Raw genomic sequence first — 26,286 nt, 5'->3', positions numbered from 1 at the left:
AATGAATGTATTACAATAAAAGGAGCGTTTTTTACATGGTGGAAATTAGTGAAAAATTACGATTAGGCGAAGTTGTCTTAAATGTAGGTCATTTAAAAGAGATGGCAGGTTTTTATCAAGAAGTAATTGGTTTAACTTTATTAGAAGAAAATGATCGGATTGTAAGGCTTGGAGTGCCAGGTTCGGATGAGGCGTTGCTTGTTCTTAAAAAAATAGACCATGCAGTTGTTCCAGAAGTGCCGCGGATTGGATTGTTTCATACAGCATTTTTATTACCAAATCGAGAAAGTTTAGCAAATGTACTCGTGCATTTAGCTCAGTCAGGTTATCCGATTGACGGAGCGGGGGACCATGCTTATAGTGAGGCGCTTTACTTACATGATATTGAAGGGAACGGCATTGAAATCTACGCAGATCGGCCGAAAAATAGTTGGATGCGTGATAGCGCTGGAAACTTACCAATGGTGACAGAGCAAGTCGATGTGGATGATTTATTAAAAAGCGCAACTGGAAAACCTTTCACTGGAATGCCAAGTGGGACAATTATCGGGCATGTACATTTACAGGTAGCTGATGCAGACAAGGCAGAGCAATTTTATAAAGAAGCGCTTGGTATGAATTTAACGACAGCAATACCATCAGCAAGATTTTTTGCAGCAGGCGATTATCACCATCATATCGGTTCAAATATGTGGGCTGGACGCAATTTGGAAAATCGTCGTGAGAATGAAGTCGGGCTAGCTTGGTTTACAATTATCACACCAGACAAAGAAGCGATAACAACGAATCTAGAGCAGCAAGGTTATGAAGTAAAACGATTTGACGAAACGATTTCAGTTACCGATTCAAATGGAATTATGATACACTTTAAATAAAAAAAGAACTGTTTAAGCGAAAAATGAGCTTAAACAGTTTTTTGATGCGATAATAAGGGAAAGGTAGATTAGATTAATTATTTTAATGTTTACGTTGCATTGTTTTCTTGAAAAGCCAGTTGCTTGATTGGAAAAGCGTTAAAGCAATTAAAACGACGCCAATTCCAAGATTTAAATACGAAAGGGCTACGGCTGCGTTATCTGGAAATGAATTTTGCACAGTGATGAAAATAATAAAGAAACCGCTGTTTGCACAAAACGCAATCCAAAACCAAGATAAACCACTAAGTTTACCAACTACAAAAGAAAGTCCTGAGATTATTGCTGCTAAAACAATTCCTGTAAGTATCATTGACATAAATTCCATTTTCATCGCTCCTTTGTCATAAATGAATTATTATTAATAATAATGTAACATAAATGAAATATTTTGTAAAGAAGTTAGAAGAAAGGAGATACACAGATGATTGAATTTTTTAAAACAACAAATGAAAAAATGGAGCAATTATCCGAGTTAGAAGATGGTTGCTGGGTGAAAGTAACCGCTCCGACAGAAGATGAAATTGAGCAATTAAGTAAAGAAATGGATGTGCCAAAACCTTATATCTTAGATGCACTTGATTCAGAGGAGCGCTCGAGAATAGAATTAAAACGAGCAGAACAAGATGTAAGACACTCCTTAGTGATTGTCGACTATCCGTATGAATCGGAGGATGAACTTGGTTACACGATGTACGAAACACTGCCAATTGGTATCGTATTAACGAGAAAGTATCTAGTCACTATCTCTTTACGCGACTTACTAATATTAGAAGATGTTCGTACGATGAAACTAGAAACATACGATACGACGAATCATAAACAATTTTTGTTAAAATTATTGTATGCTGTATCTTATTATTACCTCAAATACTTAAATCAAATCATCAAACAAACAAATAATTTAGAAATACAGATTAAACAGTCGATGAAAAATGAACAACTGTATGCGTTTATGGCGGTTCAGAAAAGTTTAGTATTTTTTGCAACTGCACTTCAATCGAACAAAGCAATACTCGATAAAATGGAAGATGTGGAACATTTTATGCAACAGGAAGATAACCATGACTTGCTTAGAGATGTTATTATTGAAAATAAACAAGCAATAGCAATGACAGATACATACACGCAAATTATTAGTGGCATGTCAGATGTGTTTTCTTCTGTCATTTCGAATAATTTGAATATCGTGATGAAGTTTTTAACATCTTTTACCATTATTTTATCTTTACCAACTATTGTGGCGAGTGTTTACGGGATGAATATTAAGTTGCCATTTATGCACAATGAGCACGCGTTTGCATTAATTCTTTTATTTACGCTATTAATTACAACGGGGGTAACAGTGATTTTTTGGCGTAGAAAATACTTTTAATATATAGAAAACGAGGGATGAGCATGGAAAAACAAACATACGAAAAATTAGCATACTATACAATCAAAGAAAAAATTCTCAGCGGAAAGCTTCATGTTGGTCAACATATTTCAGAAGCGGGTATTGCAAAAGAATTATCTATTAGTCGAACTCCTGTCAGAAAAGCAATTGCGGTTTTAGTATCCGAAGAATTAATCGAATACGAACTGAACCGGGGGGCAATTGTTATCGAAAGTAGCATGAGCGCTGGACGTTTTATCGAACTCCTTGAAATGGCAGAAATTCTCGTCGTGCAAACAATTGAAAAATGTAAAAGTAAAAATTTAACTTATAAACCAGAACAAGGCAATGAATTACTAAAAGAGATGAGAATCATTCAAAAAGAAGAAAATGTCGATGCTTATCTATCTTTGCTGAGTAAATGGTTGTTACAATTTGTCGCGCAACTAGCTAATAGTTATGCAGAAGATATTGTAAGGAAAATGAAGCGTGATTTCTTTAATAAAGCACAAAAAGATATTAAAATAATACCAGTGCTTTTGGAAGAAGAAACGATGGATACATTAGAACAACTAACTTTTTATATGGTAGAAAAGAAATATGACTTAGCAAAAGAGGTAATGCAAAAATTAGTGAATTTGTATATTATCCGTACATTTAGATAGTATTTCTAAAATGATTTGCTTAAATACAGGAGGTGCTTTTGATGCGGAAAGTATACGAAATATTTGTTTTAGACTGGCGCCGTCTCTTTAAAGCGCCTTTAGCTTTATTATTAGTTATTGCATTAATTATTTTGCCATCATTATATGCATGGTTTAATATTGAAGCACTTTGGGATCCTTATTCCAATACATCAGGAATCAAAGTAGCTGTTTCAATTGATGATGAAGGCGCAGAAGTAGACGTACCGGGAAAAAAGCCTCAACAAGTGAACGTTGGGGATCAGCTTAAGAAAACCCTTGAGAAAAATAAAAAACTTGGTTGGACTTTTGTTAGTGAAGAAGAAGCGAAAAAAGGCGTAAAAAGCGGAAAATATTATGCTTCGATTCATATTCCGAAAAATTTCTCAGAGGATATGGTTTCGGTTGTAAGTGATAACGTCAAAAAACCAACAATTGATTACTCGGTTAATGAAAAAATCAATGCTATCGCGCCGAAAATGACAGAAAGCGGAGCAACAACTATTGTAAATCAAATTAGTTCCGAGTTTGTGGGCACGGTGAGTAAGGCTGTTTTAGAAGAGTTTAATAAAGCAGGAATTGATCTTGAAAACGAGTTACCGACAATTAGACGTTTAAAAACCAAAGTATTCCAAGTACAAGATGCTTTACCAGAACTTAAAAAAATGGGTGCTGAGGCCGTCAAAATTGAAGCCAAATTACCTGAACTAAAAACGAAAGCAAATCAGGTTGTCGAACTAAATGAAAAAATCCCAGAACTAAATAAAGCGACAGAAAACGTTTTATTAGTAGAAGAACAGCTACCAAAAATCGATCAACTTGGTCAAGATATTCTTGTGCTCCAAAAGAAAATCCCAGAAATCAAACAAATCGCGCAGTCAGTAAAAGAAGTAGATGAAAACTTCGGAACGATCAAAAAAACAGTCAATGACGCGGTGAATGAATCTGGTAAGGCGCTTGATGTGATTGATACAGCGACAGCAGCGATTCCAACAGTTGAAAAAATCGCCCAAAATGGTAGTGGATATGTCGATAAAGTATCCGATTTTGCAGACGAAATTAATAAGTCGTTTGATACGTTAGCGCCTGCTATTAAACAAAACTTAACGCTAATGAAGCAAATGGCAGATAATATTTACCAAGTAACTGAAGCAATCAAAAATGGTTCTATCAACTCTGAACAGGCGATTTCCGAACTGAAGAAAATGGAGAATGATATTGATTCCTTACAACAAATGATTACAAAACAAACTGCAACTTTAGAAAGCTTAAATGAAACTTTACCGAATAAGCCGTTTACCGATTTAATCGCAAACTTAAAAACGATTAATAGCCAACTAGGCGCACAAAAGGAAACAATCACAAAAGTACGCACAGCACTAGAAAATGGTGAACAACCAGCTGAGGAACTTTTAAATCAATTGAATGAACAAGCCAAAAATGTTAGCGCAAAATTAGATCAAATTTTAGCAAACTATGATTCGGAAATTGTTCCAGCAATCAAAACCGGCTTAAATCAAATTCAAGGAGACTTAAAAGACAGCCAAAAATTACTACAAAACTTGCAAGCAAAAATCCCAGAAATCACTCAAGTATTGAAAGATTCCAGAGAAACACTGCAAACTGGGCAAACGTATTTAAAAGAATTTCAAGAGCGACTGCCAGAAATCCAGAAAACTTTGGATGAAGCAACCAAGGTTATCAATACGAAACTAGATACAATTATCGCAGGTATTAATGAAGCAGCTGATTTTTATCAAAATGATTATCCAAACGTAAAAGCTAACATCAAAAAAGCAGCTAACTTCATTCGCGATGATTTACCAGGACTCGAAAAAGAAATAAATCAAGCATCCAATCTTATCCAAGAAAAAATGCCGGAGTTCGAAAAAGCCGTTAAAATCGCAGCAAATCTTTCCAGAGAAGAACTGCCAGAATTTGAAAAAGCAATTAATAATGCCGCCAATAAAATTACCGATTTCGATAAAAATTACGATTTGCAAAGTATTATTAAAATGCTAAGAAATGATGCCGATAAAGATAGTTCCTTTATTGCGAACCCGGTTAATTTAAAAGAAACAAGTTACTACCCGATTCCAAACTACGGCTCGGCAAGCTCGCCATTTTATACAGCACTTTGTTTATGGGTTGGGGCACTCTTACTTATTTCATTACTACGTGTTGATGTAGAGGTGCCAGCGGGGATTTTCAGCCATTACCATCGTTATTTCGGCCGATTATTAACGTTCTTATCCATCGGGTTAATGCAAGCCCTTATTGTTACGCTCGGGAACATCTTCTTGCTCGGTGTTTCCATCGCCGAACCTTTACTCCACGTGCTCTTTAGCATGTTTATCAGCGTGGTCTTTATGACGATTGTCTACACACTCGTTTCTTTATTTAATAACGTCGGAAAAGGGATTGCGATCATCTTGTTAGTACTACAAATTTCAGGAGCGGGCGGGAACTTCCCAATTCAAGTCTCACCGCCATTTTTCCAAGCGATTTATCCGTTCTTGCCGTTCACTTATGCCGTTAGTTTAATCCGGGAAAGTGTAGGCGGACTTTATATGCCAACTGTTTGGATTGACATGAGTGTTCTTGCTGGATTTGCCATTTTGTTCATTGCATTAGGTTTGCTACTCAAAAAACCGCTCGACAAAGTAGTACCAAAACTATCCGAAAAAGCAAAACGAAGCAAGCTTATTCACTAAAAATATTTCTATGATATAATTACTAGCGAATAGGGGGCAGACTTGATGGTAAATAAATATAAAACGTTGGATAAAATGGTCTATAATTTACTTCTTGAAAAGATTAAAAAAGGCGATTTAGTCCGTAATGAGCATCTCGCTGAAGAAAAACTTGCCGCTGAATTCGGAGTTAGCCGGTCCCCGCTTCGAAAAGCGATTGCTACTCTTACAGCTCAAGGCATTGTGAGCTATCACGAAAATAGTGGAGCAGTGTTAAACGATGTGCTCATTGGGTCAGATCGTTACGTGCAATTAATGGATACCATCGATATTTTAGTTGATGCAGCAATAGCAAAAGTAGGGCACTTCAGTTTAGTAATGGATATAGAAAAACTACACGAACGTTTACAAGAGATGGAACGATTTTCTTATTTAACGGATGTTGAAAGTTATTTTGATGCCCATCATCGTTTCATTCTTTGTTTAATTAGTTTTGCTGAAAATCCATATCAAGTGAAGATCGCAAAGGATATTTTCTTTCAAATGGTTCATTTTTCGGATGGTATTAATATTTTTAAATCAGTCGAAATTAGAGAATGGACCAATAAAAAAAGCAGCCAAATATATGAGCTACTCGCACAAGATAAAACCGAAATGGCTAGGAAGACAATTAAATCAATGTTTGCTGAACTTACAATTCAAGCGTATCGTTAAAAGAGCTGTCACTTTTGTGACAGCTCTTTTTGATATAAATTAAACCCATTCTTCTCACCAGAAAACATAAATCCATAACGCAGATACATTTGATTAAGGGCTTCGTTTGTTTTGATGCAGTCTAACCGAACAAACGGAACAGACATGTTAAGTGCCAATTGTTCAGCAAAACTAATCATTTGTTTACTTAAAGAAATGCCACTAAAATCCCTTGATACCATTATTCGGTGTAAGTAATAAGCTGATTGTTCATGCCTATCACCCCATAAATCCGTATCCCAGTCACTCGGCGTTTTCCTAATAATCATTACTCCAGCTAGTTTTCCATCAGCCGCTTCAAAAAGTGCAACTTCGCTAAGCTCAATCCGTTGTTCAATATTATGAACATCAAATCCATGTAAAATATCGCTCCACTGGGTCGAACCCGATTCTTTTAGCCAGCGCGCAGTATTTACCATTAATTCATTTATTGTTGAACGATCATTTGGCAAAGCAAAGCGGACTAGAAATTCCAGTCCGCCAGCTGTTACTTTATTTTGGTTCATTATTGTCTTTTGGAGCCTCAGGAGCTTCTGGAGTCTCAGGAGTTTCTGGTGCTTCTTTCGTTTCAGGAGCTTCTGGAACTTCTGGTGTTTCGGGTTCTACCGTTGTTTCAGGAGCTACTGGAGCTTCAGGTTCTACTTTTGTTTCAGGTGCTTTCGGAACTTCTGGTGTTTCAGGTTCTACCTTTGTTTCAGGTCCAAATCCCTCTGGATGAGTATCTTCTACAAAAGGATCAGTTTCTCTTGTACCAAATGGATCAATTTCTTCTTCTACAATAACTGTTTCTTGGGTGTAAGTTCCTTCGCTTGCTGCATATAAATCATCATAGAATACAGCGATAGAAGTGATTAGATACGGATAAACATAAAGTGAAATACCAAGTGTAAGTAACCATGAAGCTAGTATTAATACCAGTCCACCAAATGTAGCTCCAGCAGCAAGTGCTGTAATTACTTCAGCAGGATCAGCAGTATAAGAAGTAGTAGCCATACCACCAGCAACGATTACAGTACCTGCAATTGCTACTGCTAAAGGAATTAAATACCAAAGTAGGAATGTAAGGGAAAGACCAAATAGTCTACCTTTATGCCCGTTCATCATATGGCGGCTTTCTGTAATAGCATCAAGTGCTGAAATATTAGGATTATCGCGTAAAATAAAGAATGTTTGTGAATAGGAATATGTTTTAATAATTCCTGGTACGATTAGTAATAAGCTCCATAAGAATGTGAAAATAGAAATGAGCAAGTAAGCTAAAAACGTACGTCCAAATTGTTTAAAACCACTAAACATATAAGCAACATCTGGTTGTTCACGGCGGCTAATTGCTAAGTATACCCAAGCAACCCCCGTATAAAGTGGTCCAGTTAATAGAAATAGGGCAATCCAGCCAACAACAGGAATCCAACCAAGTACCCCTCCGCCAACGGTTTCAATTAACCATGCAAGAACAAATATCCCAATGGCAATACCCCAGTTGCCACGTAGCGACTCTTTAGCTGTCTGTTTTACTTGTGAAATAGTCATCATAATGAAAACTCCTTTTTAATTTATTTTTAAGTATAATAGCAAAAATACCTACTTTTAAAATAGCATACTTTTAGGCACTAATACAGCAATATGGAGCGGGATAAAAAAATGTTTAAAATAGGATTAATTTTCTAGCAATAGGGGAAAAGTAACGTTATATGATATGAATAATTTGGAGGTGGCGCATATGGCCCATGAGAGTTTAAGAGAATTAGAAGATCGATTAATTGAATTGCGACAACAATATCAAGAAGCGTTAAGCGAAACACGGGAGTTTGAAGACCCGCAACTTCAAAATGGACCAATTAATGCTGCTGAAGTAAGATTAAGTGCATTACGTCACGAAATCGCTGAAGTAGAGAAGAAAATTAAAAAAGTAGAAGGCAATACCAAATAAGGAAAAGACGTCCTTTTGCTAATGTCATGTTAGCGAAAGGGCGTTTCTTTTACGTAGGTTTGGAGGTATAACGATGAAGCCAATTTTTGCTGTAGGAGATGTGCACGGGGAAATTACGCTTTTAGATGAGTTGTTAGAAAACTGGAATAAAGAGCAAGAACGGCTTTTGTTTGTAGGTGATTTAATTGATCGCGGTGAAAATCCAGCGGCGGTACTTAGGCGTGTGAAAGAGCTCGCAGACGAAACCGAAGTGATAGTCTTAAAAGGCAATCATGAGCAAATGTTGCTCGATTTTTTAGATAACCCTTCTGAAAAAATGCATTATTATTTGAGCCAAGGTGGGATGGAAACAATCCAATCTCTAATCGCTGACTCGTTAGATAAAAAAATGACGCCAGAAGGATTAGCTAAACGCGTACAGGAAGAAGCTTCTGAACTCATTGATTTCATCCGCCATTTGCCACTTTATTATGAAGAAGGTAAATATGTATTTGTCCATGCGGGAGTAGATTTTTCTAAACCAAACTGGCATGATACCGAGGAGCGCGATTTCTTCTGGATTCGCGAACCATTTTTATTCGGGAAAAATAAAACTGGGAAAGTCTTTATTTTTGGACATACTCCGGTGCAAAATTTACATAGCGATGGAAGTGCAAGAATATGGGTCTCTGAAGATAGAACCCGGCTTGATATTGATGGTGGCGCCGTTTTTGGCGGAGAACTTCACGGAGTCGTCGTTGAAGAGAATGTAATTACAAAAAGTTTTTCCGTAAAAAAATAAGCATCGAATGGGCTGTTTTTAAGAGCTCATTTGATGCTTTTTTATTTAATAATACGGTGCCATAAATAAGTAAACGAGTACGCCAGTTAAGCTGACATATAGCCAAATTGGCATAGTCCAACGAACGATTTTTTTGTGTTTCTCAATTTGCATTGTCCAGCCCCACACAAGTGCAAATAGTGCTAGTGGAACAACGATTGCCGCTAAGAAACTATGTGTAATTAAAATGAAAAAGTAGATTGGACGGATAATCCCAGTTCCGCCAAACGTAGAAGTTTCTGCTGAGAGATAATGGAACGTTAAGTAAGTTACTAAGAAGAATAAAGTTGATGTAAATGCTGCTAAAATGAAGCCACGGTGCATTTTAATGTTTTTCTTTTTTATAATCGCCCAAAGTGCAATAACTAAAAATACAAAGGTAAAACTATTAAAGATGGCGTTCATTCGCGGGAAGATAGTAATGTCGAAATGTACTGCTCCTTGATACCCAATCGGTGAGAAGAAGAGTAGTAAAATCACTACAACCGCAACAAATGAAATGATCATTATCGGCCAAAAATAGTTTTTGTCTGATGTCGGTTTTGTAAGTTTTTCTTTATTGTGTTCCATGAAAAAAATAGCCCCCTAAATATAAAAAATTGCTGTACTTCTTTCATTATACATGACGAACATATCGGATGCGAAAGATTGAACTTTTGAGTTATAATGGGTTAGGAAAGGGTGTTTCTAATGTCGATTATTGCGCGAGAACTAACAAAAGCGGAAGAAGCAGAAATTATCCGTTTAAAAGAAGAGGGCGAAGTGATGCTCGAAACTGACGGAACTCCAGAAGAGCGAATCGAAAAAATTGCCAAATATTTAAAAGATACCTCACCGGACTTCGATTTGGCGGAGGAACTTGGTTATATTTTAGGGTCTCTGTATGGAGAAGCTGTCCGTGAAAAGTATCAGTGGAGATGGCTGTTTATTTCTGAAAATGATGTGGAAGGGTACGCAATTACATCAAAAGAACATGGTTATACATTGATGGCGCATGATTATTTTATGCAAGTAATTGTTCGAAATAAACCTGATAATAGTAAGAAATTGTTTGAATTAATGCCCGATATGATAGGGAATAAGGACGGATTCCGGGTTATTGGATGATGGAACAGGTACGTTATTAAAACAGATTACTTAAAGAGAAAACATGTGAATGCTTTCTCTTTTTTTGTTCAATTTGAAAGATTAGCGATAATAGATATTAGCAAAATATTATGCTACAGTGAAAGAATTAATAGGCTAGTTTTAGTGAGAGGTGATAACGGTTGAATATAAATAAGCAAAAAGTGCAGGTTTTAAATAATTTAGTTGAGCTTTATGGTTATCAAGATTGGTGGGAAGATGACAATCGTCTTGCTGACTGGCTTTCGATGATATTAATTCAGCGTACGACAGAGAAAAATGCCAACCAAGCTTTAGCCAATCTCGCACCTTATTTAGATTTAGATAGTCTAACCAAGATGGATACGGTGCAACTTGAAGAGTTAATCTATCCAGCAGGTTTTTATAAACAAAAAAGTCTTTATATTAAAGCGCTTATCGAGTGGTTTGTTGGTCACGGTGCTAGTTTGGATAAATTTAAGTCTTATTCAACAGAAGATTTGCGCAAAGAACTACTAGGTATTAAAGGCGTTGGGGAAGAAACGGCCGATGCAATGTTGCTGTATATTTTTGAACGTAATGTTTTTATTGCTGATTTATATGCCAGACGACTATTTACTAGATTGGGCTTTGGTGAATATAAGACGTACGAGCAAATGCGGGAAGAATTTATGCCGATAACCGAAAATATTCCACATAAATTATGTAAAGAATGGCACTCAGTCATTGATGTTCACGGGAAGCATTTTGGGAAAGACAAAAGTATGAATGAATCGTGGTTGCTAGAAAGCTAGCTCTTAACAATATCTATACCTTTTAACCTGATAAACTGATCTAATAAAATTTCATATAAATAAGCAATTTCTTCAAAACGAAGGTCATTCATAATTTGAATGGCTTTTTTTGCTTGATTGTAACCTTCTTGGATATGATTGTTTTGCATTTTGATTAAGCCTTTTAAAAAATGGGAGATATTTCGGTAAAAGGCGCTTTCGTTATAAAGGCATAAAGAGTCTAGCAGGATGATGAGTTTACTAGCAGAGGATAGTTGACCGCGCGAAATAAACATTTCAATCGTATTAATTAAAAGTGTACATAAAACACGTCTGGCCCGGTCGTAGTTTTTATAAGGATGAATCGCCTTAATAACCTGATTTAAAAATTGAATTTGTAAATCTTCTTCAAAAAAATAGATGGAGTTAGCGCAAATCTTGAGTTCTTCAAGTGTCCACGTGTCAATCGAGAACAAATACTTTTGAATGGTGCATTTATCTTTAGGTGTAATGACGTCTACTGTAAATTCATGATATTTAAAAAGATGTTTGACTAATTTAATTTGCGAACGAACAAATGCTTTCCATACCTCAACTAATTCGCCATTATGTTTAGAAAGCTCGCTATATAATAGTTCCAAACTCGCAAGGTCGTATATATTTCCTCGCTCTTGATTCATGCATAAATAATTATTCTCAGCTGATACCGACAATTCTCTGTGGATATAAAAGAACTCATCCAAGTCCATATTCATCCGTTTTAAAATTTTTTCAAATAACGTTAGTGTGATGTCGTGCTTTCCTTTTTCAAATTCGATAGCGAAGGATTTGGAAATGATATTATCGTATAAATCTTTTTGATGTATTCCTTTAGAAGTGCGAATATCTCTCACTGTTTTTCCATACCCGACCATTCAAGTTACTCCTTCTGTTTAAAAATTTAGATGAGGGCTGCATCTAAGAGGTGTGCCAAGGAGTTTAACAGCCATTTTACTTTTAAATCGTAGCATAGAAAATTGGGCGGAAGAAGTCCTATTTTTAGGACTTTATGAAAAAATGTTAGGAAAACTTGATATATTAGAAATGAAAAAAACAGATCTATTTGCATCTTTTTTTATGATATTTAACAAGAGAAAGAAGGAAGGTTTATGGCTAAAGCAAAATATGACGAGAATTTTAAAAAAAGTTTGGTTGCTTTATATCGCAGAGGGAAAACGAAGCATAGTATCTGTCAGGAATTTAGTGTCCCTAATTCAACTTTTGGAAAATGGGTAAAAAAATTTAATAATGATGATAATATTGAATCGAACGAAATCTTAAATATCTTGCAAGCGCAGGAACTTAAAAAACAACGAGTACTACTTGAGGAAGAGTTATCTATTTTGACAGAAGCGATTGCGGTTTTTGAAAATCCTTCTAGTAACGATTGAATTTTGTGTTGAGATGAAATGGTTATACCGAAATCAAGAAAAGCAGTTATTCTCTTAATTTTAAATAGAGAATAGCTGTTTTTTTATATTTAAATAGAAAATGTTGTCTTTGGGATACTTTTTGTTGATTTTTAGTCACATTTAAGATGGGATTGCTTATATTAATGGACTGAAATGGGACTCATTGTAGGTATAATTGTTCTTAGTTAGATACAAGGATACGCAAGAAAACGGGGGAAATTGAGACAGATAAAACCATACTACAAAGGAGGAGATGTATTTGAAGAAAATTTTACATATTATTATCGCGCTTAGTGTAATTTGTTCGATAATTTTAGTGCCGGTGGATTGGTCCGCAAAAGCAGACGGTAATAATAAGAGAGATGATCTCATTAAATCTGTCAGTTTTTATAAATCAGATGGTCAAAACGTAACGGCGAAGGAAAACTATAATGAAAAGCTCAATTATTTTTTAGAGGTAGCTTTTGGAGGGAATTCTTTCCAAAAAGGGGACTACTTTAATATTACTTTATCATCTGATGCTTTACTCTCTACAGAGAAAGCCTATGATTTGAAAGTGGATGTTGACCCAACAGCGGTAACTAACGAACAAGTAGTTGGTAAAGTTACTGTAGAAAAAATTAATGGGTCGCCAACATTGCACTTTGTTTTTACAGAAGATTCAGAGTCTTTTTTTATAAAAAGCTTTGATGCAAGTTTTAAAATACAGGTGATGCCGGCTCATGGCGATAAAAACGTTATAAACCTTTCTTACAGTGGAGCTGCGAAAAATTTTAAAAATATTGGGACGAGCAGTGTAGAATTGAACGTAAATATGGCAAGTGACTGGCCACCAGTTGGAATAAAAGATTTTACTAAAAAAAGTGGTGATTTATACCATGCAATTTTAGTATATGAAAAGCCGAGTAGTAAAGTGAATTACGAAACAGAAATTTTAGTATCGTATCCGCTTTTTGGAAAACGCATTCCGCTTGGAAATGTGCAAAATATTAAAATTGAAGTTTGGGACGAAGTGAAGGAGATTTATAGAGTTGGTGTTGCAGGGGTGGATTACGGAACGATTACATATGATGTTGGAACTCCATTTGTAGGCGGTCCTATTTTCCAAATGAATTGTACTATTCCGTTCAAAGGGATTTCTACTAAAACCCGTGTTAGTTTTGATATTGATACGAATGTGGACGGGAAACCTGGAACAACAGATCCATACTTGGTTAGTCTTTCTTCTGTATCATCAGCTACAAAGTCATTAGAATTCTATCCGGTGAATAATGCTGATACGAAAATGACAGCTGCTTTTTTTGGAAAAGTAACGACGCGTTTTGAGGATGAGTTAGGCAATCCGGTTACTTTTGATGATTATAGTACTGTAACAACACCGGGAAAAGTCAATCAAGATGGTAAATTTGAAATAACGGAACCTTTTTTACATAATTCCGTGCAAAACGTGGATAAACATGCCTATGATTCCCTTTTGAATACTAATAAATATAAATTATTAGAGGTAACTTCTCCTAATAAACTATCTGAAACAGCGGATAATTTAAGTATTCAAATAAAGCAAGGCTACCAAAATGATGTTTTATACAAAATAAAAGCACTCCAAAAACCTGTCATTAGCGCACTTCCTGAAATCGAATATAGTAAAACAGTGAACCGGACAATGGAAGAGTTTTTGGAAGATGTGGAAGCAAAAACAGATATTCCAGCTGATATAAAATGTGATTTAACGAATGTGAAATGGGGTGTTCCTGGCGACTATCCAGTTCTTATTACCGCGGTAAATGAGGATAATCAAGCAGCAGACCCAGTTCCTGTAACGATTAAGATTTCCAAAAATCCCGCACCGGTTATAACGGTAGACCCAGAAATAACCTATGATAAAACAGTAACGAAAGACGGGAGCACATTACTAAATGAAGTAAATGCGCGAACAAATGACGATTCGACGATTACTTCTAATATAAACGACAAAGTAAAATGGGGCGTGCCAGGCGATTATGAAGTTACGTTGAATGCGGTAAATGAAGACGGCGTAGCAGCGGAAGCGAAAACATTTATCGTTCGTATTTTAAAAAGTCCAGCGCCAATAATCACTGTGGATCCCGAAATAACCTATCCGAAAACAGTAACTAAAACGGAAGCTGAACTCCTTCAAGCAGTAAATGCGCAAACAAATGATGGTTCACCGCTTGTTTCTAATATGAATGATAAAGTAAAATGGGGTGTGCCAGGCGATTATGAAGTTACGTTGAACGCGGTAAATGAAGATGGCGTGGCAGCGGAAGCGAAAACATTTATCGTCCGTATTTTAAAAAGTCCAGCGCCAATAATCACTGTGGATCCAGAAGTAACCTATGATTCCACGATAATTAAAAATGAAACAGAGCTATTAAAAGATGTCCGCGCAGAGACTAATGATAACTCAGCTATTACTTCCGATGCTCCAGATAAAGTGAAATGGCAAACGCCGGGAAGCTATACTGTGACACTGAATGCGGTAAATGAAGATGGCATCCCAGCTGATCCAGTAACGTTTATCGTGCATATTGTAGAAGCGAAAAAAGCGCCAATTGTTATAGAAGAAAATCCAGCTGAGACGCCTACTAAGCCTAGTAAGCATAAACCCAAAGAGAAAATTGTTATCAAGAAAACAACGAAACTTCCAAGGACAGGGGATACACAATCGAAAGCTATCTTAGGTGGGGTTCTTTGTTTGGGAGCATGGTTCCTATTTAGAAAGAAATAGCAAGAACAAAAAACTTAAGTGAATTCACTTAAGTTTTTTTGAGTTATTTATTAAACTTCATCATATGCTTCCAGAGCAACAGGCAGGGCGCTTATAACAGTATTTCCTACAGCCGGTAAACCAACGAGAATGGCGCTAATAATCTCATCACGCGTCGCACCGTTTGTTTTTGCCATTTTCACATGGAAAGGGAGCCCGCTTTCGAGGCGAGTGGCGGCCATAACGGCAATATAAGCTAGTTCTTCTGTTTTTTTATCGAGCTTGCTTGCGGCATCTAACTTATGTACGGTTTCCATCCAGGCTGATTGTACTTCAGGAGCTTCTTTTGCAAATACCTCAAATGATTTACTTACTTTCATCGAACTCATCTCCTAACTTTTATTATAATAAAAAACCGTCCAAACAATGGACGGTTTTTGTATTATCTATTTTCGGCTTTATTATAAGCACCATGCCAAACAGGACCGATGAATTCGTTTAGGGCAAATCCACCTTTGATAGCTGCTGTGACAAAGTCTTTTGCTTTTGCGACAGCTTCTTCAACCGTTAAACCTTTTGCAAGTCCAGCTGTGATAGCGGCTGCGAAAGTACAACCCGCGCCGTGATTGTGGCTTGGAGAGATTTTTTCTACTTCATAAACAGTAAATTCTTTACCGTCGTATAGTAAATCAATTGCTTTATCGCTTTCTAGGGCTTTTCCGCCTTTGATAACTACGTATTTAGCACCTAATTCGATGATTTTTTTCGCTGCTTTTTTCATATCATCTAATGTAGTTAATTTGCCAAGACCGGATAATTGGCCTGCTTCGAATAGATTTGGTGTAGTGATTGTTGCTTTTGGAAGCAGTAGGTCGCGGATAGCTTCGGCGTTTTCTGGTTGGATTAATTCGTCTTCGCCTTTACAAACCATAACAGGGTCGATTACGACATTTTTTAAATCATATTTGTCGATGGCTTCACGAGTTGCTTTAATGATATCGATTGAACCAAGCATTCCTGTTTTCATTGCGTCAACAGGGCCGCCAGAAAGGATTGTTTTTAGTTGTTCACGAACAAGTTGCGCATCAATCGGAGTAACGCCGTGCGCCCAGTTGTTGTCTGGATCCATTGTAACAATAGTTGTGATTGCGCTAAAACCATAAGTGCCGTATTCTTCAAACGTTTTTAAGTCTGCTTGTAAGCCAGCTCCACCACTTGAATCAGATCCTGCAATAGTTAATGTTTTTTTGATTGTCATTAGTGTTTCCTCCTAAAAATAAACTTTAGTCATTTGTTTCTAACATTTTATAAATGGCTGCTGCAACGCCGTGTTCATCATTGGAAAGTGTTACATGTTCTGCTAATTCTTTGACTTCTTCTTCGCCGTTACCCATGGCTACACTATAACCAGCCATTTTTAACATCGAAATATCATTCATATTATCTCCAATTGCAAAAGTTTCATCAAGTGTAACGCCTAATTTTTCTACATAATATTGTAAAGAAATACCTTTTTGTGCTTCACGGTGGGTGATTTCAATATTATCAGAGAAAGAAGATGTAACGGATAGTTCGGAATCTTTTTCTAATTTTTGTTTGGCTTTTGCAAGAATGTCTTTATCAGAAGAGAAGGAAATAAATTTAAGAATCGTTAAATCTTCATTGCCTAAAATGCGTTCTACATCAGGAATTTCGTGTACGTCTTTTGACTCAAAGCGTTCTTCTACTTTATCCATAATAGTTTCTGCTGGAACGTCTGGGTGGATGCGTTTGTGCATTTCAATCATAAATTCTTTGCCACGAGCTTTATCTGTTGTGATCGGACCCATGTCAGTAAAGAATTCAGTATACATTCCAAGTTCTGTCAAGGTATTGTAAGTGTTGCGCGCTAAGTTTCTATCAATCGGATGTTGCAAAATTATTTTGCCGTGTTCATCGCGAATTTCCGCACCGTTCATACAAATAGCTGGTGCATATAAATTAGCTTTATTAATTAACCCCATTGCATCGTCATACATACGCCCAGTACAAAGAACGAAATGAATTCCTTTGGCGCGGGCTTTTTCGATTGCCTCGACGTTTTCTTGTGCAATCTCGATATCAGAGTTAAGTAATGTGCCATCCATGTCTGAAGCAATAACTTTAATCATAATATTAAATTCCTCCCCAATTTTACCTACCTCACTAGAATATCATTTTTTTAAGAAAAATGCACAAAAGGTAGCTGCGCGTAGTTTTTTGGGAGATGCGATTACTTTACTATATTTCTGTCTTTCATTTGGTTATAATGGATAAGAATAAAACGTGGATTGGATGTGTCAGGATGAAGACAGAACTAGAAAAGATGATTGCAGGAGAAATGTATAATCCTAGCGACAGAGAGCTTGTACACGGAAGAAGTCGTGCGCGTAAGTTCTGCAGAGAGATTAACGATACAATGGATTCTGAGTCTCGTAAAAGCGTGCTTAAGCGTCTATTCGGCGGAACAAAAGAAAATGTTTACGTCGAACCAGATTTTCGCGTAGATTATGGTTCTAATATTTATGTTGGCGAAAATTTCTACGCTAATTTTGATTGTGTGATTTTAGACGTTTGTGAAGTACATATTGGTGATAATTGTATGATGGCGCCAGGTGTTCATATCTATACGGCAACACATCCGCTTGATCCAGTAGAACGTAATAGTGGGCTAGAGCTTGGTAAACCAGTTGAAATTGGCGATAATGTTTGGATTGGTGGTCGGGCAATTATTAATCCTGGGGTTACACTTGGAAATAATGTCGTGGTTGCTTCAGGCGCAGTTGTAACGAAAAGCTTCCCCGATAATGTCGTCGTTGCCGGTAACCCAGCGCGCGTTATTAAAACAATTGAGGTTGAGGAAAAATGATTATTGCAGATTCAAAGATTTTTGAACAAATGGAAAGTGAATTAGCGAAAGCACGAGCAGCAACAACAAAAGCAAGTCAAGATAAGCATTTGCATGGCTTGATGCTTCTTGTTCAACTTGCAAAAACAGGTGATGAGACAACTGCGGCTGTAGAACCGATTGCTATTCAGCCAACAGAACCAGCGCAAATCGCAAGTATGGACGGGAAGAAAATAGAGTTAGAAGACGGCGCGAATGGAGACTCGTTGCTTGATTTTTAGGGGGTAACTATGAAGAAAACAATTATTACTGGAGCCATTTTTGCAGGGTTAGCAGTTTTACTTGGAGCTTTTGGGGCGCATGCTTTAAAAGATGTACTTGGAAGTTATGCGAGTACTTGGGAAACCGGCGTTCAGTATCAAATGTTTCACGCAGTTGGCATTTTAATCGTTGGAATATTAATGGAAAAACAAGCTAGCCGGCTTTACGCTTGGGCAGCAATTTTATTTTCAATCGGAATTGTCTTTTTCTCGGGTAGTTTATATGTGTTAAGTATTTCCAAAGTATCCGTTTTAGGTGCGATTACGCCTATCGGTGGCGTTTGCTTTGTCGTCGGTTGGTTCTTGCTAATTTTAGGGGTATCAAGAAGAACGATGAGCAGATATTAATTAAAAATGATCGTCTTTTCGCACTATTTTACGTGGAAGACGATTGTTTTTTCTTATTGGCGAATAAGTGCTAAAATAAAGGAATCATAATTTATAAGGAGACAGCAATTACATGACTTATGCACTTGAAATAAAAGGGTTAAGAAAAATTTATTCCACTGGGGTCGAAGCGTTGCGCGGTGTTGATTTAACGGTAGAAGAAGGGGACTTTTATGCACTGCTTGGTCCTAATGGTGCTGGAAAATCAACGACTATCGGTATTATCACCTCACTTGTCAATAAAACATCAGGTGAAGTGAGCGTTTTTGGCTATGATTTAGATAAAGATATTGTTCGGGCAAAACAACAAATCGGGCTTGTGCCGCAAGAATTCAACTTCAATCCATTCGAAACGGTTCAGCAAATCGTTGTTAACCAAGCTGGATACTACGGTGTTTCTCGTAAGGAAGCCATTAAACGTAGTGAGAAATATTTAAAGCAATCGAATTTGTGGGAGAAACGGAATGAACGTGCGCGGATGCTTTCAGGTGGGATGAAACGTCGCTTGATGATTGCACGTGCTCTCATGCATGAACCGAAGTTGCTCATTTTAGATGAACCAACTGCTGGAGTGGATATTGAGCTTAGACGTGAGATGTGGATGTTTTTAAGAGAGTTGAATGAAAGTGGTACGACGATTATTTTGACGACGCATTATTTAGAAGAAGCAGAGATGCTTTGTCGTAATATCGGTATTATTCAATCTGGGGAGTTGATTGAAAATACCAGCATGAAATCACTACTTTCTAAATTACAGTTTGAAACGTTTATTTTTGATTTAGAACCGTATGAAGGAACTTTCGAAATTACGGGCTATAATCATGTTTTTGAAGATAAACAAACGTTATCTGTTGAGGTCGAACGAAATCAAGGGGTCAATCATATCTTTGAACAATTAAGCGAACACGGCATTAAAGTGCTTTCGATGCGTAATAAATCGAATCGCCTGGAAGAACTGTTTTTGAAAATTACAGAAGAAAAACATCAAGTGGGGGAGAAACATGTTTAATCTATATTTTACAGCGTTAAAAAGTTTAGCGGCGAAAGAAACCAACCGCTATATGCGAATTTGGGTGCAGACACTTGTGCCGCCAGTCATTACAACTTCGCTTTACTTTATTATTTTTGGGAAAATGATTGGTAGTCGGATTGGTGATATGAACGGTTTTTCCTATATGGAATATATCGTTCCTGGGCTGATTATGATGTCTGTTATTACGAGTTCTTACGCCAATGTATCGTCTTCCTTTTTCTCGCAGAAGTTTCAGAAAAATATTGAAGAAATTCTTGTTGCGCCAGTGCCAACCCATATTATTATTTGGGGCTTTTTGATTGGTGGGATTGGTAGAAGTGTTCTAGTTGGAGCACTTGTTACGCTTATTTCGATGGTGTTTGTGCCGATTCACATTCATTCTTGGACGATTGGTATTATTACCTTTTTAATGACAGCAATTTTATTTTCACTTGCGGGACTTATTAATGGGATTTTCGCAAGATCATTTGACGATGTATCCATTGTTCCAACTTTTGTATTACAACCGTTAACGTATCTAGGTGGTGTATTTTACGCGATTTCGATGTTACCGCCAATCTGGCAAGCAATTTCTAAAGTGAACCCGATTGTCTATATGATTTCCGGATTCCGCTACGGTTTCCTAGGCGTTACAGATGTACCAGTAGTAATTTCTTTATCCATTCTTGTTGTATTTAGTGTCGTTCTGTACTCGATTTGTTGGTATTTAATCAATAAAGGACGAGGGCTCAGAAGTTAATAGAAATTTTTTAAAGAGAGAGCGGGTTTCCGTTCTCTTTTTTTCATGTTTACTACAATTCTTTTTCAATTTGATGTTAAACGTTTTAGCGTAAAACAGGAGGGAAAACATAAAGTAATGGGGGGAATGAAAATGGGAAATAAAAAAGTGAAGCGAAAACTTAGCGCTAATATTTGGTGGATACTTATATTAGCCATTTTAATAATTTTCGTAGCCTATCTAGTAATGGGTTACGTTGCAAAAATATAGGAGGTTTTATGATGAATAAAGAAAATCCATTAAACAAATACCATACGGGAAAATTTGAAAAACAACGGCAAGATTACCCAGGGCTTCAAAGTAAAATGACACCTGTGCCAGATACGGGCGAATCAAGTTATCAAGGTGCGAACAAATTAACCGGGAAAAAAGCCTTTGTAACAGGGGGCGACTCAGGAATTGGTCGAGCTGCGGTTATTGCCTACGCTAGAGAAGGTGCTGATGTCGCGATAAATTATCATCCGGATGAAGAAGTAGATGCACAGGAAGTTAAAGCGATTGTTGAGGAAGCTGGACAGAAATGTGTCTTATTACCGGGTGATTTAAGAAAAGAAGGTTTAGCGAAAGAGTTAGTGAAAAAAGCTTATAACGAGTTAGGTGGACTAGATATTCTAGTGCTAAACGCTGGACTACAGCAATATCAATTAGATATTCAAAAACTTCCAGCTGAACAATTACGTGACACATTTGAAGTGAATGTTTTCTCTGTTGTGTTCGCAATTCAAGAAGCACTTAATTACTTAAAAGCAGGAGCAAGTATCATTTTAACGTCCTCCATTCAAGGCGTTAAACCAAGTGCTCACCTTGTTGACTATGCAATGACAAAAAGTAGTTTGATTTCATTAACGAAAAGTTTAGCTGCTCAACTAGGTGAAAAAGGAATTCGCATTAATGCAGTTGCACCAGGTCCAATTTGGACAGCGCTACAAATTTCTGGGGGACAACCACAAGATAGTATTCCAGAATTTGGTCAAAATCAGCCACTTGGACGAGCAGGTCAACCCGCGGAACTTGCGAGCGCTTATGTACTACTAGCATCAGATGAAGCAAGTTATACGACTGGGCAAGTATACGGAATTACTGGCGGAGCTCCTATTAATTAAAAGCGAGGTGAGAGGTCGTGCCGTGGACAAAAAATGATTATCCTGATTCGTGGAAAAATCTAAGAAAGACCGAACGCGAAAAGGCAATTGAAATCGGCAACGCGCTATTAAAAGATGGCTACTCAGAAAGCCGCGCCATCCCAATTGCCACTTCAAAAGCAGAAGAATGGTATAAAAATCATAAGGAATCGTAAATTAAAAAAGTACTTGGAAAGAAATTTTTATCCAAGTGCTTTTTTGTTGTAATCTTTTATTGATAGAAGTTTGGTTTCTGTTGCATTTTAGTTAAATTCGTCATCTAATTTTAATACAAAAAAAGGGTTTGGATTGGGTGAGACGGGTATTATATAACCATAAGCAATGACAATGCCATTACTTTTTCTCCCTTTTTTGTAGTGGATTGTCTTTACTTACCTTAAACTCCCTTTTATACTTTTAGCGGTTGTTAGCAGCCACTAGGAGTATTTTTTTTGGAAATATATTTGCTATGTTGAGGGGCAGAAAAGTGTAGTAGATAAAATCTTCTCAGAATTGAGTGGAATAAAGAACTAAGAGTACATTGAACACGAATAGAAAAACGGAATATTAATCTAAATACTATTTACCAAAAATACATGGAACACTTAAGCTTTAAGAATTGCTAACAAATTAATAAGAACTAGTAATAAAAACACCTCGGACAAGGGAAAGTTCGAGGTGTTTTTGCATTTACTAATATTTGTAAATGCCACTGGGAATTCAAGTAAACAAAACATATGGGTGTTTGGGAAATCACCACTTCAAAAATATATCATTGCTTGAATCTAATGGGCTGCAATGTAGTATAAATCACACACTAAAAGAACCTTAACGGAATCAATAATAAATACGTTTTATTCCAAAATGTACTAGATATAAAATGTATTTCTGTATTTCTTGCAGTGTATCATTTATAACACTAAATAATAACCAATCATAAATACCATGTTACTATGCGTTTGTGCATAATTCATTACAAAATAAGTAGGTTCTATTCTATAAGTAAGCAAAATAAACTAGAGAGCGAGGGGAAAAGATGAAGAAATGGTTGTTTGTTTTTTTATGTGTTTGTTTTCTTAGCCAATGTTTAAGCAGAACAGTATTTGCGGAAGAGTCTGATCAAAAGATTGCCTATTTATACCAAAAAGGGATAGCAGAGGGAAAGATAGCGAGTAAACAATATCCTTATGATGCGTTTAAAGAAAATTATGAAACAAACCAGGTTACCTATTCAGCACTGAAAGGTGAATTTAATACAAGTGATTCTTATGACGAATGGTTTTCTGAAAGTTATAATTATGGTGCTTTTCCTGATGGAGAGGGGCATGCGAATTCTGAGTTGAAAATAGAACAACGAAGTACTACTTCTAACGGAAACAGGTTGAAAGCAGCAATCCAAAAAGGAGACATACTAATAGTTGGCGGTGGAGCTGGGCATGCAGCAATTGCAACAACTGATAATTATATTTTAGAAATGTCTGGGAGCCAAAATTTCGCAAGTTGGTTCATAGGTGGGATTTCAAATAATAACCACCAATTCACTAAACAAAACTGGATTTTTGGTACATCCAATGAACAAGGTGCTTCATCTGCTCCACACATTGCGAAATGGATTCAATTATGGCGAATGCCAAACCAAGCGATGGCTAAGCAGTGTGCAGACTATGCAGACGCCAAATTTTGGAGTAGCACACATAGTTATACTAAAAATCGCCATATTACTTATAGGCTTACTTCTGGAATACTCACAACGGGTCCTAATTACTGCTCGAAAATGGTATTCCAATCCTTTTACTTTGGAAGCGGATCTGCAAATGTAATACAAGGATTTTCTGCGGCTTTAACAAGTATTCTTCCAAACGCTTTACCTAATCTATTTACGAATAATTTTAAACCTTATAAAGTTGGAACCTATTAAATATCATAGGTAAATAATTGGAAAGAGTGATAAAAATGAACAAAAATATAGGAAGAACTGCAGAGTTTTGTTTAGGCTTATGTGGGGGGATATTTGGAATTTTAGCGGCAACTACTATGTTGGGATTTACGATACCAGATATAGGTGATATAGATTTTAGTTATTGGTTATTATCCATTTTATTAACGAGCATATTTTCCATTTCTGGAGTAGTAGGTTCTTTGTTTGTTCGTAAGCACCATCTACTTGGAGGTGTTTTAATGCTCGGTGCTGCAATCGGTGGAGTACTGTCACAAAATATGTTTTTTATTATGTATTTAGCTTTTCCACTCCTCTTGATTGGTGGATTAGTAGCACTTATTCGAGGGGGAGAGTTTTTAAAACTATTTAGTAAGTGGTGGTTTTATATCGTTTTAGCATTATCTATCTTTGTTCCACTTTTACTTTTCCGGGGATATTACTGAGAAATGGAGGAAAGAAAAATATGAATAAAAGATATTATACTACCCTAGTTATTTTATCTTGTTTTAATATTCTCTGGTTGTTGTCATTTATTTTCGCTACAGGTAGGGGGATTGGCATTAAACTAGATGATAATCAATTACCGGGCTATATAATTATTGGTTTATGTTTGTGTATACTTACTTATGCGTATTTTGTAAATCGTATACAGCTTCGTAAAATAATAATTGCTAGTTTAGCCTTATTAGACATTTTGTTTATGTTTCTAGCATGGGAGAACCAAAACATAATTAATTTTAATGAGGGAATGTTTGTATTTATTATTCCTATCTATTTTTTGTTATTTATATGTATTTTTTGCATAATTGATTTTTATTTAAGTTTAAAGAGGTGATTTAAGTTTGAGTAATTTTAACATACTGGGAACATTGATGTTAATAGCTGTTTTAACTTTTTAGTCCTTTTTCCACTCAATAAAAGAATATATGTTTAAAAAAATGTACTATTAGATGAAGGCTATTTTTAGTTGTGGAACATGCGATGTTACAGAGGTTAGAGGTACACAGTTGAGGAAATAAATGGGTTTATTATAGCAAGTGAATACTTAAAATATTTTGAAATAAAACAAGTGCTTTTGTTAGTGAGCCTTTTTTATGCAAAAGAAGAAAAGAAAACAACTTAGTAAAAGATAGTAATAAAAACACCTCAAACAAGGGAAAGTTCGAGGTGTTCGGCATTTACTGATATTTATAAATGCCACTGGGGATTTTCTAAGTGAACAAAGATATGGATGTTTGGGAAAGCATCCACTTTCAGAATTTATCACAGATAGAGGCGTTTAAATTGCAATGTAGTATAAATCATACAATAAAAGACGTTCTTATAAAAACGGCGTTCATTTATACATACCACGAATTACTTTGAAAGATTAAATTGTATCTATTTTTTAATTAATTTTTAGGAACTACGAGAAACTTTATAATTTAAAAGTGTTTTTTTCGTGGATTTTTAAGAAATGGATTTTTGCCATTAGTGAGTTTTAAGGCCTGCGCCATTAGTCCTAATTTTGTTTGTGAGTTGAAATGTGTCTATTTTATGAATCTTTTAATTTTAACCTTGTGTAAAATACAAGTGGCGTATATCCTTAGTGCTATAACTAAATTTAATTACACAGGGGGAAATATGGGATTTTTAGAAGCTTATAAGTCATTTTGGAAGAATTATGTGAATTTTAGTGGTCGTGCACCAGGTTCTGCATATTGGTATGTAGTGGTTTGGAACCTGATGATTATTGTACCTCTTCGTGTTATGGCAGCTATTTTTGGCGCTTCATCAATGATAGATGGGATTGGCTTTGCTGGAATCGTAGTTATGTTCTTTCTTGTTGGTCTACGGTGGTTGTACTGGTTGGCTACTATAGTCCCACTAACGAGCCTTATTGTAAGACGACTACATGACACTGGGAAAAGTGGCTATCTTGCTTTCCTTGCTTTAATTCCAGTCGTTGGATCCATTATTATTATAATATTTATGTGTTTTGAAAGTGATGGACCAAACCAATATGGAGATGTCTATCATAAATCAGAGGTTTAAAAGAAAAACGAGCTAAAACTAACACTTAACTTTTTTATAGATTTATATGTGGATTTTATGAATATATATATGAAAAGTTTATTTAAGTAAGTGCGGACGTATATTCATAGAAGAACAGTAAATTTTTATACATAGGAGGAAATATGGGATTTTTAGAAGCTTATAAGTCATTTTGGAAAAATTACGTTAACTTTAGTGGGCGAGCTCCGCGGTCAGCGTATTGGTATGTGGTAGTTTGGAATGTTATTATTTTTGCAGTATTATACTTTTTAGCTCTTATTTTTGGCATTTCTATATTTATGGAAAGTGCTCTTGGGGGAACGGGTATTGCGAGTAGCGGTGGGGCGCTCTTTATGATGGTTCTTGTATGGCTATATTTACTAGCAATATTACTTCCGACAATTAGCCTGATGGTTCGGCGTTTACATGATTCAGGGAAAAGTGGTTTATACTTATTGCTTGATTTAATTCCGTTTGTTGGTAGCATTATTATGTTTGTCTTTATGTGTCTTGAAAGTGATGGACCAAACCAATACGGTGATGTAGATAGTGAATTTGATATTTAAATATTAAAAACGAGCTAG

At 36.2% G+C, this 26,286-nt stretch carries 30 protein-coding genes; 22 read left to right on the top strand and 8 right to left on the bottom strand.

The features are described 5' to 3' along the window. Nucleotides 1-35: 35 nt before the first annotated feature. Nucleotides 36-875 carry a VOC family protein gene (locus tag OC533_RS05105; RefSeq protein ID WP_262265234.1) on the top strand — a complete coding sequence of 280 codons (840 nt, stop codon included), beginning with the start codon at nt 36-38 and terminating at the stop codon, nt 873-875. Between the two features lie 82 nt (nt 876-957). Here OC533_RS05105 and OC533_RS05100 read toward each other — a convergent pair whose 3' ends face one another. After that, a complete protein-coding gene (locus OC533_RS05100) occupies nt 958-1,242 on the bottom strand; it encodes a hypothetical protein (RefSeq protein ID WP_003765781.1) in 285 nt (94 codons plus the stop codon). Nucleotides 1,243-1,338: 96 nt separating this feature from the next. Between OC533_RS05100 and OC533_RS05095 the strand changes: the two genes are divergently transcribed. Genes OC533_RS05095 through OC533_RS05080 form a run of 4 tightly spaced genes read left to right on the top strand, consistent with a single transcriptional unit; the run spans nt 1,339 to nt 6,379 of the window. Further along, nucleotides 1,339-2,289 (top strand): magnesium transporter CorA family protein, encoded by a 951-nt coding sequence (locus tag OC533_RS05095; protein WP_003760863.1) that lies wholly within the window; start codon nt 1,339-1,341, stop codon nt 2,287-2,289. Between the two features lie 23 nt (nt 2,290-2,312). Further along, nucleotides 2,313-2,954 carry a GntR family transcriptional regulator gene (locus tag OC533_RS05090; RefSeq protein WP_003765783.1) on the top strand — a complete coding sequence of 214 codons (642 nt, stop codon included), beginning with the start codon at nt 2,313-2,315 and terminating at the stop codon, nt 2,952-2,954. A 41-nt stretch (nt 2,955-2,995) separates the two neighbouring features. Then, complete coding sequence (locus tag OC533_RS05085; RefSeq protein ID WP_033533303.1) at nt 2,996-5,686, top strand: YhgE/Pip domain-containing protein; 2,691 nt, start codon at nt 2,996-2,998, stop codon at nt 5,684-5,686. A gap of 45 nt (nt 5,687-5,731) precedes the next feature. Next, the gene (locus OC533_RS05080) at nt 5,732-6,379 is read left to right on the top strand and encodes a GntR family transcriptional regulator (RefSeq protein ID WP_010990538.1); all 648 of its coding nucleotides are present in this window, start codon (nt 5,732-5,734) and stop codon (nt 6,377-6,379) included. Nucleotides 6,380-6,387: 8 nt separating this feature from the next. On the opposite strand, the gene OC533_RS05075 is transcribed toward OC533_RS05080, so the two are convergent. Both OC533_RS05075 and OC533_RS05070 read right to left on the bottom strand, forming a co-directional pair. Then, nucleotides 6,388-6,924: a GNAT family N-acetyltransferase gene (locus OC533_RS05075; RefSeq protein WP_194323265.1), complete on the bottom strand. Its 537-nt coding sequence runs from the start codon at nt 6,922-6,924 to the stop codon at nt 6,388-6,390. Beyond that, nucleotides 6,911-7,948, bottom strand: a complete 1,038-nt coding sequence (locus OC533_RS05070; protein WP_194323543.1) for a DUF975 family protein — start codon at nt 7,946-7,948, stop codon at nt 6,911-6,913. The genes OC533_RS05075 and OC533_RS05070 overlap by 14 nt, the downstream gene beginning before the upstream one ends. Nucleotides 7,949-8,138: 190 nt before the next feature. On the opposite strand from OC533_RS05070, the gene OC533_RS05065 reads away from it, so the two are divergent. Together OC533_RS05065 and OC533_RS05060 are read left to right on the top strand one after the other, a co-directional pair. Then, a complete protein-coding gene (locus OC533_RS05065; RefSeq protein ID WP_003760873.1) occupies nt 8,139-8,348 on the top strand; it encodes an Lmo0654 family protein in 210 nt (69 codons plus the stop codon). Nucleotides 8,349-8,421: 73 nt separating this feature from the next. Then, nucleotides 8,422-9,129, top strand: coding sequence for a metallophosphoesterase family protein (locus OC533_RS05060; RefSeq protein ID WP_003760874.1), 708 nt, complete (start codon nt 8,422-8,424; stop codon nt 9,127-9,129). Between the two features lie 45 nt (nt 9,130-9,174). Here OC533_RS05060 and OC533_RS05055 read toward each other — a convergent pair whose 3' ends face one another. Beyond that, complete coding sequence (locus OC533_RS05055; RefSeq protein ID WP_003760875.1) at nt 9,175-9,738, bottom strand: DUF420 domain-containing protein; 564 nt, start codon at nt 9,736-9,738, stop codon at nt 9,175-9,177. Nucleotides 9,739-9,858: 120 nt separating this feature from the next. On the opposite strand from OC533_RS05055, the gene OC533_RS05050 reads away from it, so the two are divergent. Together OC533_RS05050 and OC533_RS05045 are read left to right on the top strand one after the other, a co-directional pair. Beyond that, nucleotides 9,859-10,275: a hypothetical protein gene (locus tag OC533_RS05050; protein ID WP_070753510.1), complete on the top strand. Its 417-nt coding sequence runs from the start codon at nt 9,859-9,861 to the stop codon at nt 10,273-10,275. Between the two features lie 161 nt (nt 10,276-10,436). Continuing rightward, on the top strand, nt 10,437-11,066 hold the full coding sequence (locus OC533_RS05045; RefSeq protein WP_010990542.1) for an endonuclease III domain-containing protein: 630 nt from the start codon (nt 10,437-10,439) through the stop codon (nt 11,064-11,066). Here OC533_RS05045 and OC533_RS05040 read toward each other — a convergent pair. After that, the gene (locus OC533_RS05040; protein WP_033533301.1) at nt 11,063-11,959 is read right to left on the bottom strand and encodes an Rgg/GadR/MutR family transcriptional regulator; all 897 of its coding nucleotides are present in this window, start codon (nt 11,957-11,959) and stop codon (nt 11,063-11,065) included. The two genes, OC533_RS05045 and OC533_RS05040, sit on opposite strands and share 4 nt — an antisense overlap. A 234-nt stretch (nt 11,960-12,193) precedes the next feature. Here OC533_RS05040 and OC533_RS05035 point away from each other — a divergent pair, with 234 nt between their 5' ends. Together OC533_RS05035 and OC533_RS05030 are read left to right on the top strand one after the other, a co-directional pair. Continuing rightward, nucleotides 12,194-12,475 (top strand): transposase, encoded by a 282-nt coding sequence (locus OC533_RS05035; protein ID WP_003770845.1) that lies wholly within the window; start codon nt 12,194-12,196, stop codon nt 12,473-12,475. Between the two features lie 280 nt (nt 12,476-12,755). Then, nucleotides 12,756-15,245, top strand: a complete 2,490-nt coding sequence (locus OC533_RS05030) for a LapB repeat-containing protein (protein ID WP_262265233.1) — start codon at nt 12,756-12,758, stop codon at nt 15,243-15,245. A gap of 50 nt (nt 15,246-15,295) precedes the next feature. Here the strand turns inward: OC533_RS05030 and OC533_RS05025 are convergent, their stop codons facing one another. The 3 genes from OC533_RS05025 to OC533_RS05015 form a co-directional block, all read right to left on the bottom strand. Beyond that, nucleotides 15,296-15,604: a carboxymuconolactone decarboxylase family protein gene (locus OC533_RS05025; RefSeq protein ID WP_185505354.1), complete on the bottom strand. Its 309-nt coding sequence runs from the start codon at nt 15,602-15,604 to the stop codon at nt 15,296-15,298. A gap of 62 nt (nt 15,605-15,666) precedes the next feature. Continuing rightward, nucleotides 15,667-16,482: a pyridoxine/pyridoxal/pyridoxamine kinase gene (gene pdxK / locus OC533_RS05020; RefSeq protein ID WP_003760896.1), complete on the bottom strand. Its 816-nt coding sequence runs from the start codon at nt 16,480-16,482 to the stop codon at nt 15,667-15,669. Nucleotides 16,483-16,507: 25 nt separating this feature from the next. Beyond that, complete coding sequence (locus tag OC533_RS05015) at nt 16,508-17,374, bottom strand: Cof-type HAD-IIB family hydrolase (protein WP_194323267.1); 867 nt, start codon at nt 17,372-17,374, stop codon at nt 16,508-16,510. Between the two features lie 173 nt (nt 17,375-17,547). Between OC533_RS05015 and OC533_RS05010 the strand changes: the two genes are divergently transcribed. The 11 genes from OC533_RS05010 to OC533_RS04960 all read left to right on the top strand — a co-directional run bounded on the left by OC533_RS05010 (nt 17,548) and on the right by OC533_RS04960 (nt 26,268). Then, complete coding sequence (locus OC533_RS05010) at nt 17,548-18,111, top strand: maltose acetyltransferase domain-containing protein (protein ID WP_185561107.1); 564 nt, start codon at nt 17,548-17,550, stop codon at nt 18,109-18,111. After that, nucleotides 18,108-18,371: a DUF5327 family protein gene (locus tag OC533_RS05005; RefSeq protein WP_194323268.1), complete on the top strand. Its 264-nt coding sequence runs from the start codon at nt 18,108-18,110 to the stop codon at nt 18,369-18,371. Before OC533_RS05010 ends, OC533_RS05005 begins: the two co-directional genes overlap by 4 nt. A gap of 9 nt (nt 18,372-18,380) precedes the next feature. After that, a complete protein-coding gene (locus OC533_RS05000; RefSeq protein WP_033533299.1) occupies nt 18,381-18,758 on the top strand; it encodes a DUF423 domain-containing protein in 378 nt (125 codons plus the stop codon). Nucleotides 18,759-18,870: 112 nt separating this feature from the next. Continuing rightward, nucleotides 18,871-19,806, top strand: a complete 936-nt coding sequence (locus tag OC533_RS04995) for an ABC transporter ATP-binding protein (RefSeq protein WP_194323269.1) — start codon at nt 18,871-18,873, stop codon at nt 19,804-19,806. Then, nucleotides 19,799-20,569 carry an ABC transporter permease gene (locus OC533_RS04990; RefSeq protein WP_003760909.1) on the top strand — a complete coding sequence of 257 codons (771 nt, stop codon included), beginning with the start codon at nt 19,799-19,801 and terminating at the stop codon, nt 20,567-20,569. The genes OC533_RS04995 and OC533_RS04990 overlap by 8 nt, the downstream gene beginning before the upstream one ends. A 257-nt stretch (nt 20,570-20,826) precedes the next feature. Continuing rightward, complete coding sequence (locus OC533_RS04985; RefSeq protein WP_185481775.1) at nt 20,827-21,711, top strand: SDR family oxidoreductase; 885 nt, start codon at nt 20,827-20,829, stop codon at nt 21,709-21,711. Between the two features lie 17 nt (nt 21,712-21,728). Further along, the gene (locus OC533_RS04980) at nt 21,729-21,905 is read left to right on the top strand and encodes a DUF2188 domain-containing protein (RefSeq protein WP_003724412.1); all 177 of its coding nucleotides are present in this window, start codon (nt 21,729-21,731) and stop codon (nt 21,903-21,905) included. 860 nt (nt 21,906-22,765) lie between these two features. Continuing rightward, nucleotides 22,766-23,647: a hypothetical protein gene (locus tag OC533_RS04975; protein ID WP_194323270.1), complete on the top strand. Its 882-nt coding sequence runs from the start codon at nt 22,766-22,768 to the stop codon at nt 23,645-23,647. Between the two features lie 35 nt (nt 23,648-23,682). Next, entirely contained in the window at nt 23,683-24,111 is a 429-nt protein-coding gene (locus OC533_RS04970; RefSeq protein ID WP_185311508.1) for a hypothetical protein, read from the top strand. 1,180 nt (nt 24,112-25,291) lie between these two features. After that, nucleotides 25,292-25,702: a DUF805 domain-containing protein gene (locus OC533_RS04965; protein ID WP_070753500.1), complete on the top strand. Its 411-nt coding sequence runs from the start codon at nt 25,292-25,294 to the stop codon at nt 25,700-25,702. 143 nt (nt 25,703-25,845) lie between these two features. Beyond that, the gene (locus OC533_RS04960) at nt 25,846-26,268 is read left to right on the top strand and encodes a DUF805 domain-containing protein (RefSeq protein WP_194323271.1); all 423 of its coding nucleotides are present in this window, start codon (nt 25,846-25,848) and stop codon (nt 26,266-26,268) included. Nucleotides 26,269-26,286 lie beyond the last annotated feature (18 nt).

This window comes from Listeria sp. Marseille-Q6474, from assembly GCF_946902005.1.
In the GTDB taxonomy this organism is placed as follows: domain Bacteria; phylum Bacillota; class Bacilli; order Lactobacillales; family Listeriaceae; genus Listeria; species Listeria innocua.
The sequence above is the reverse complement of the archived record's forward strand: the minus strand, read 5'-3'. Positions and strand labels throughout refer to the sequence as shown.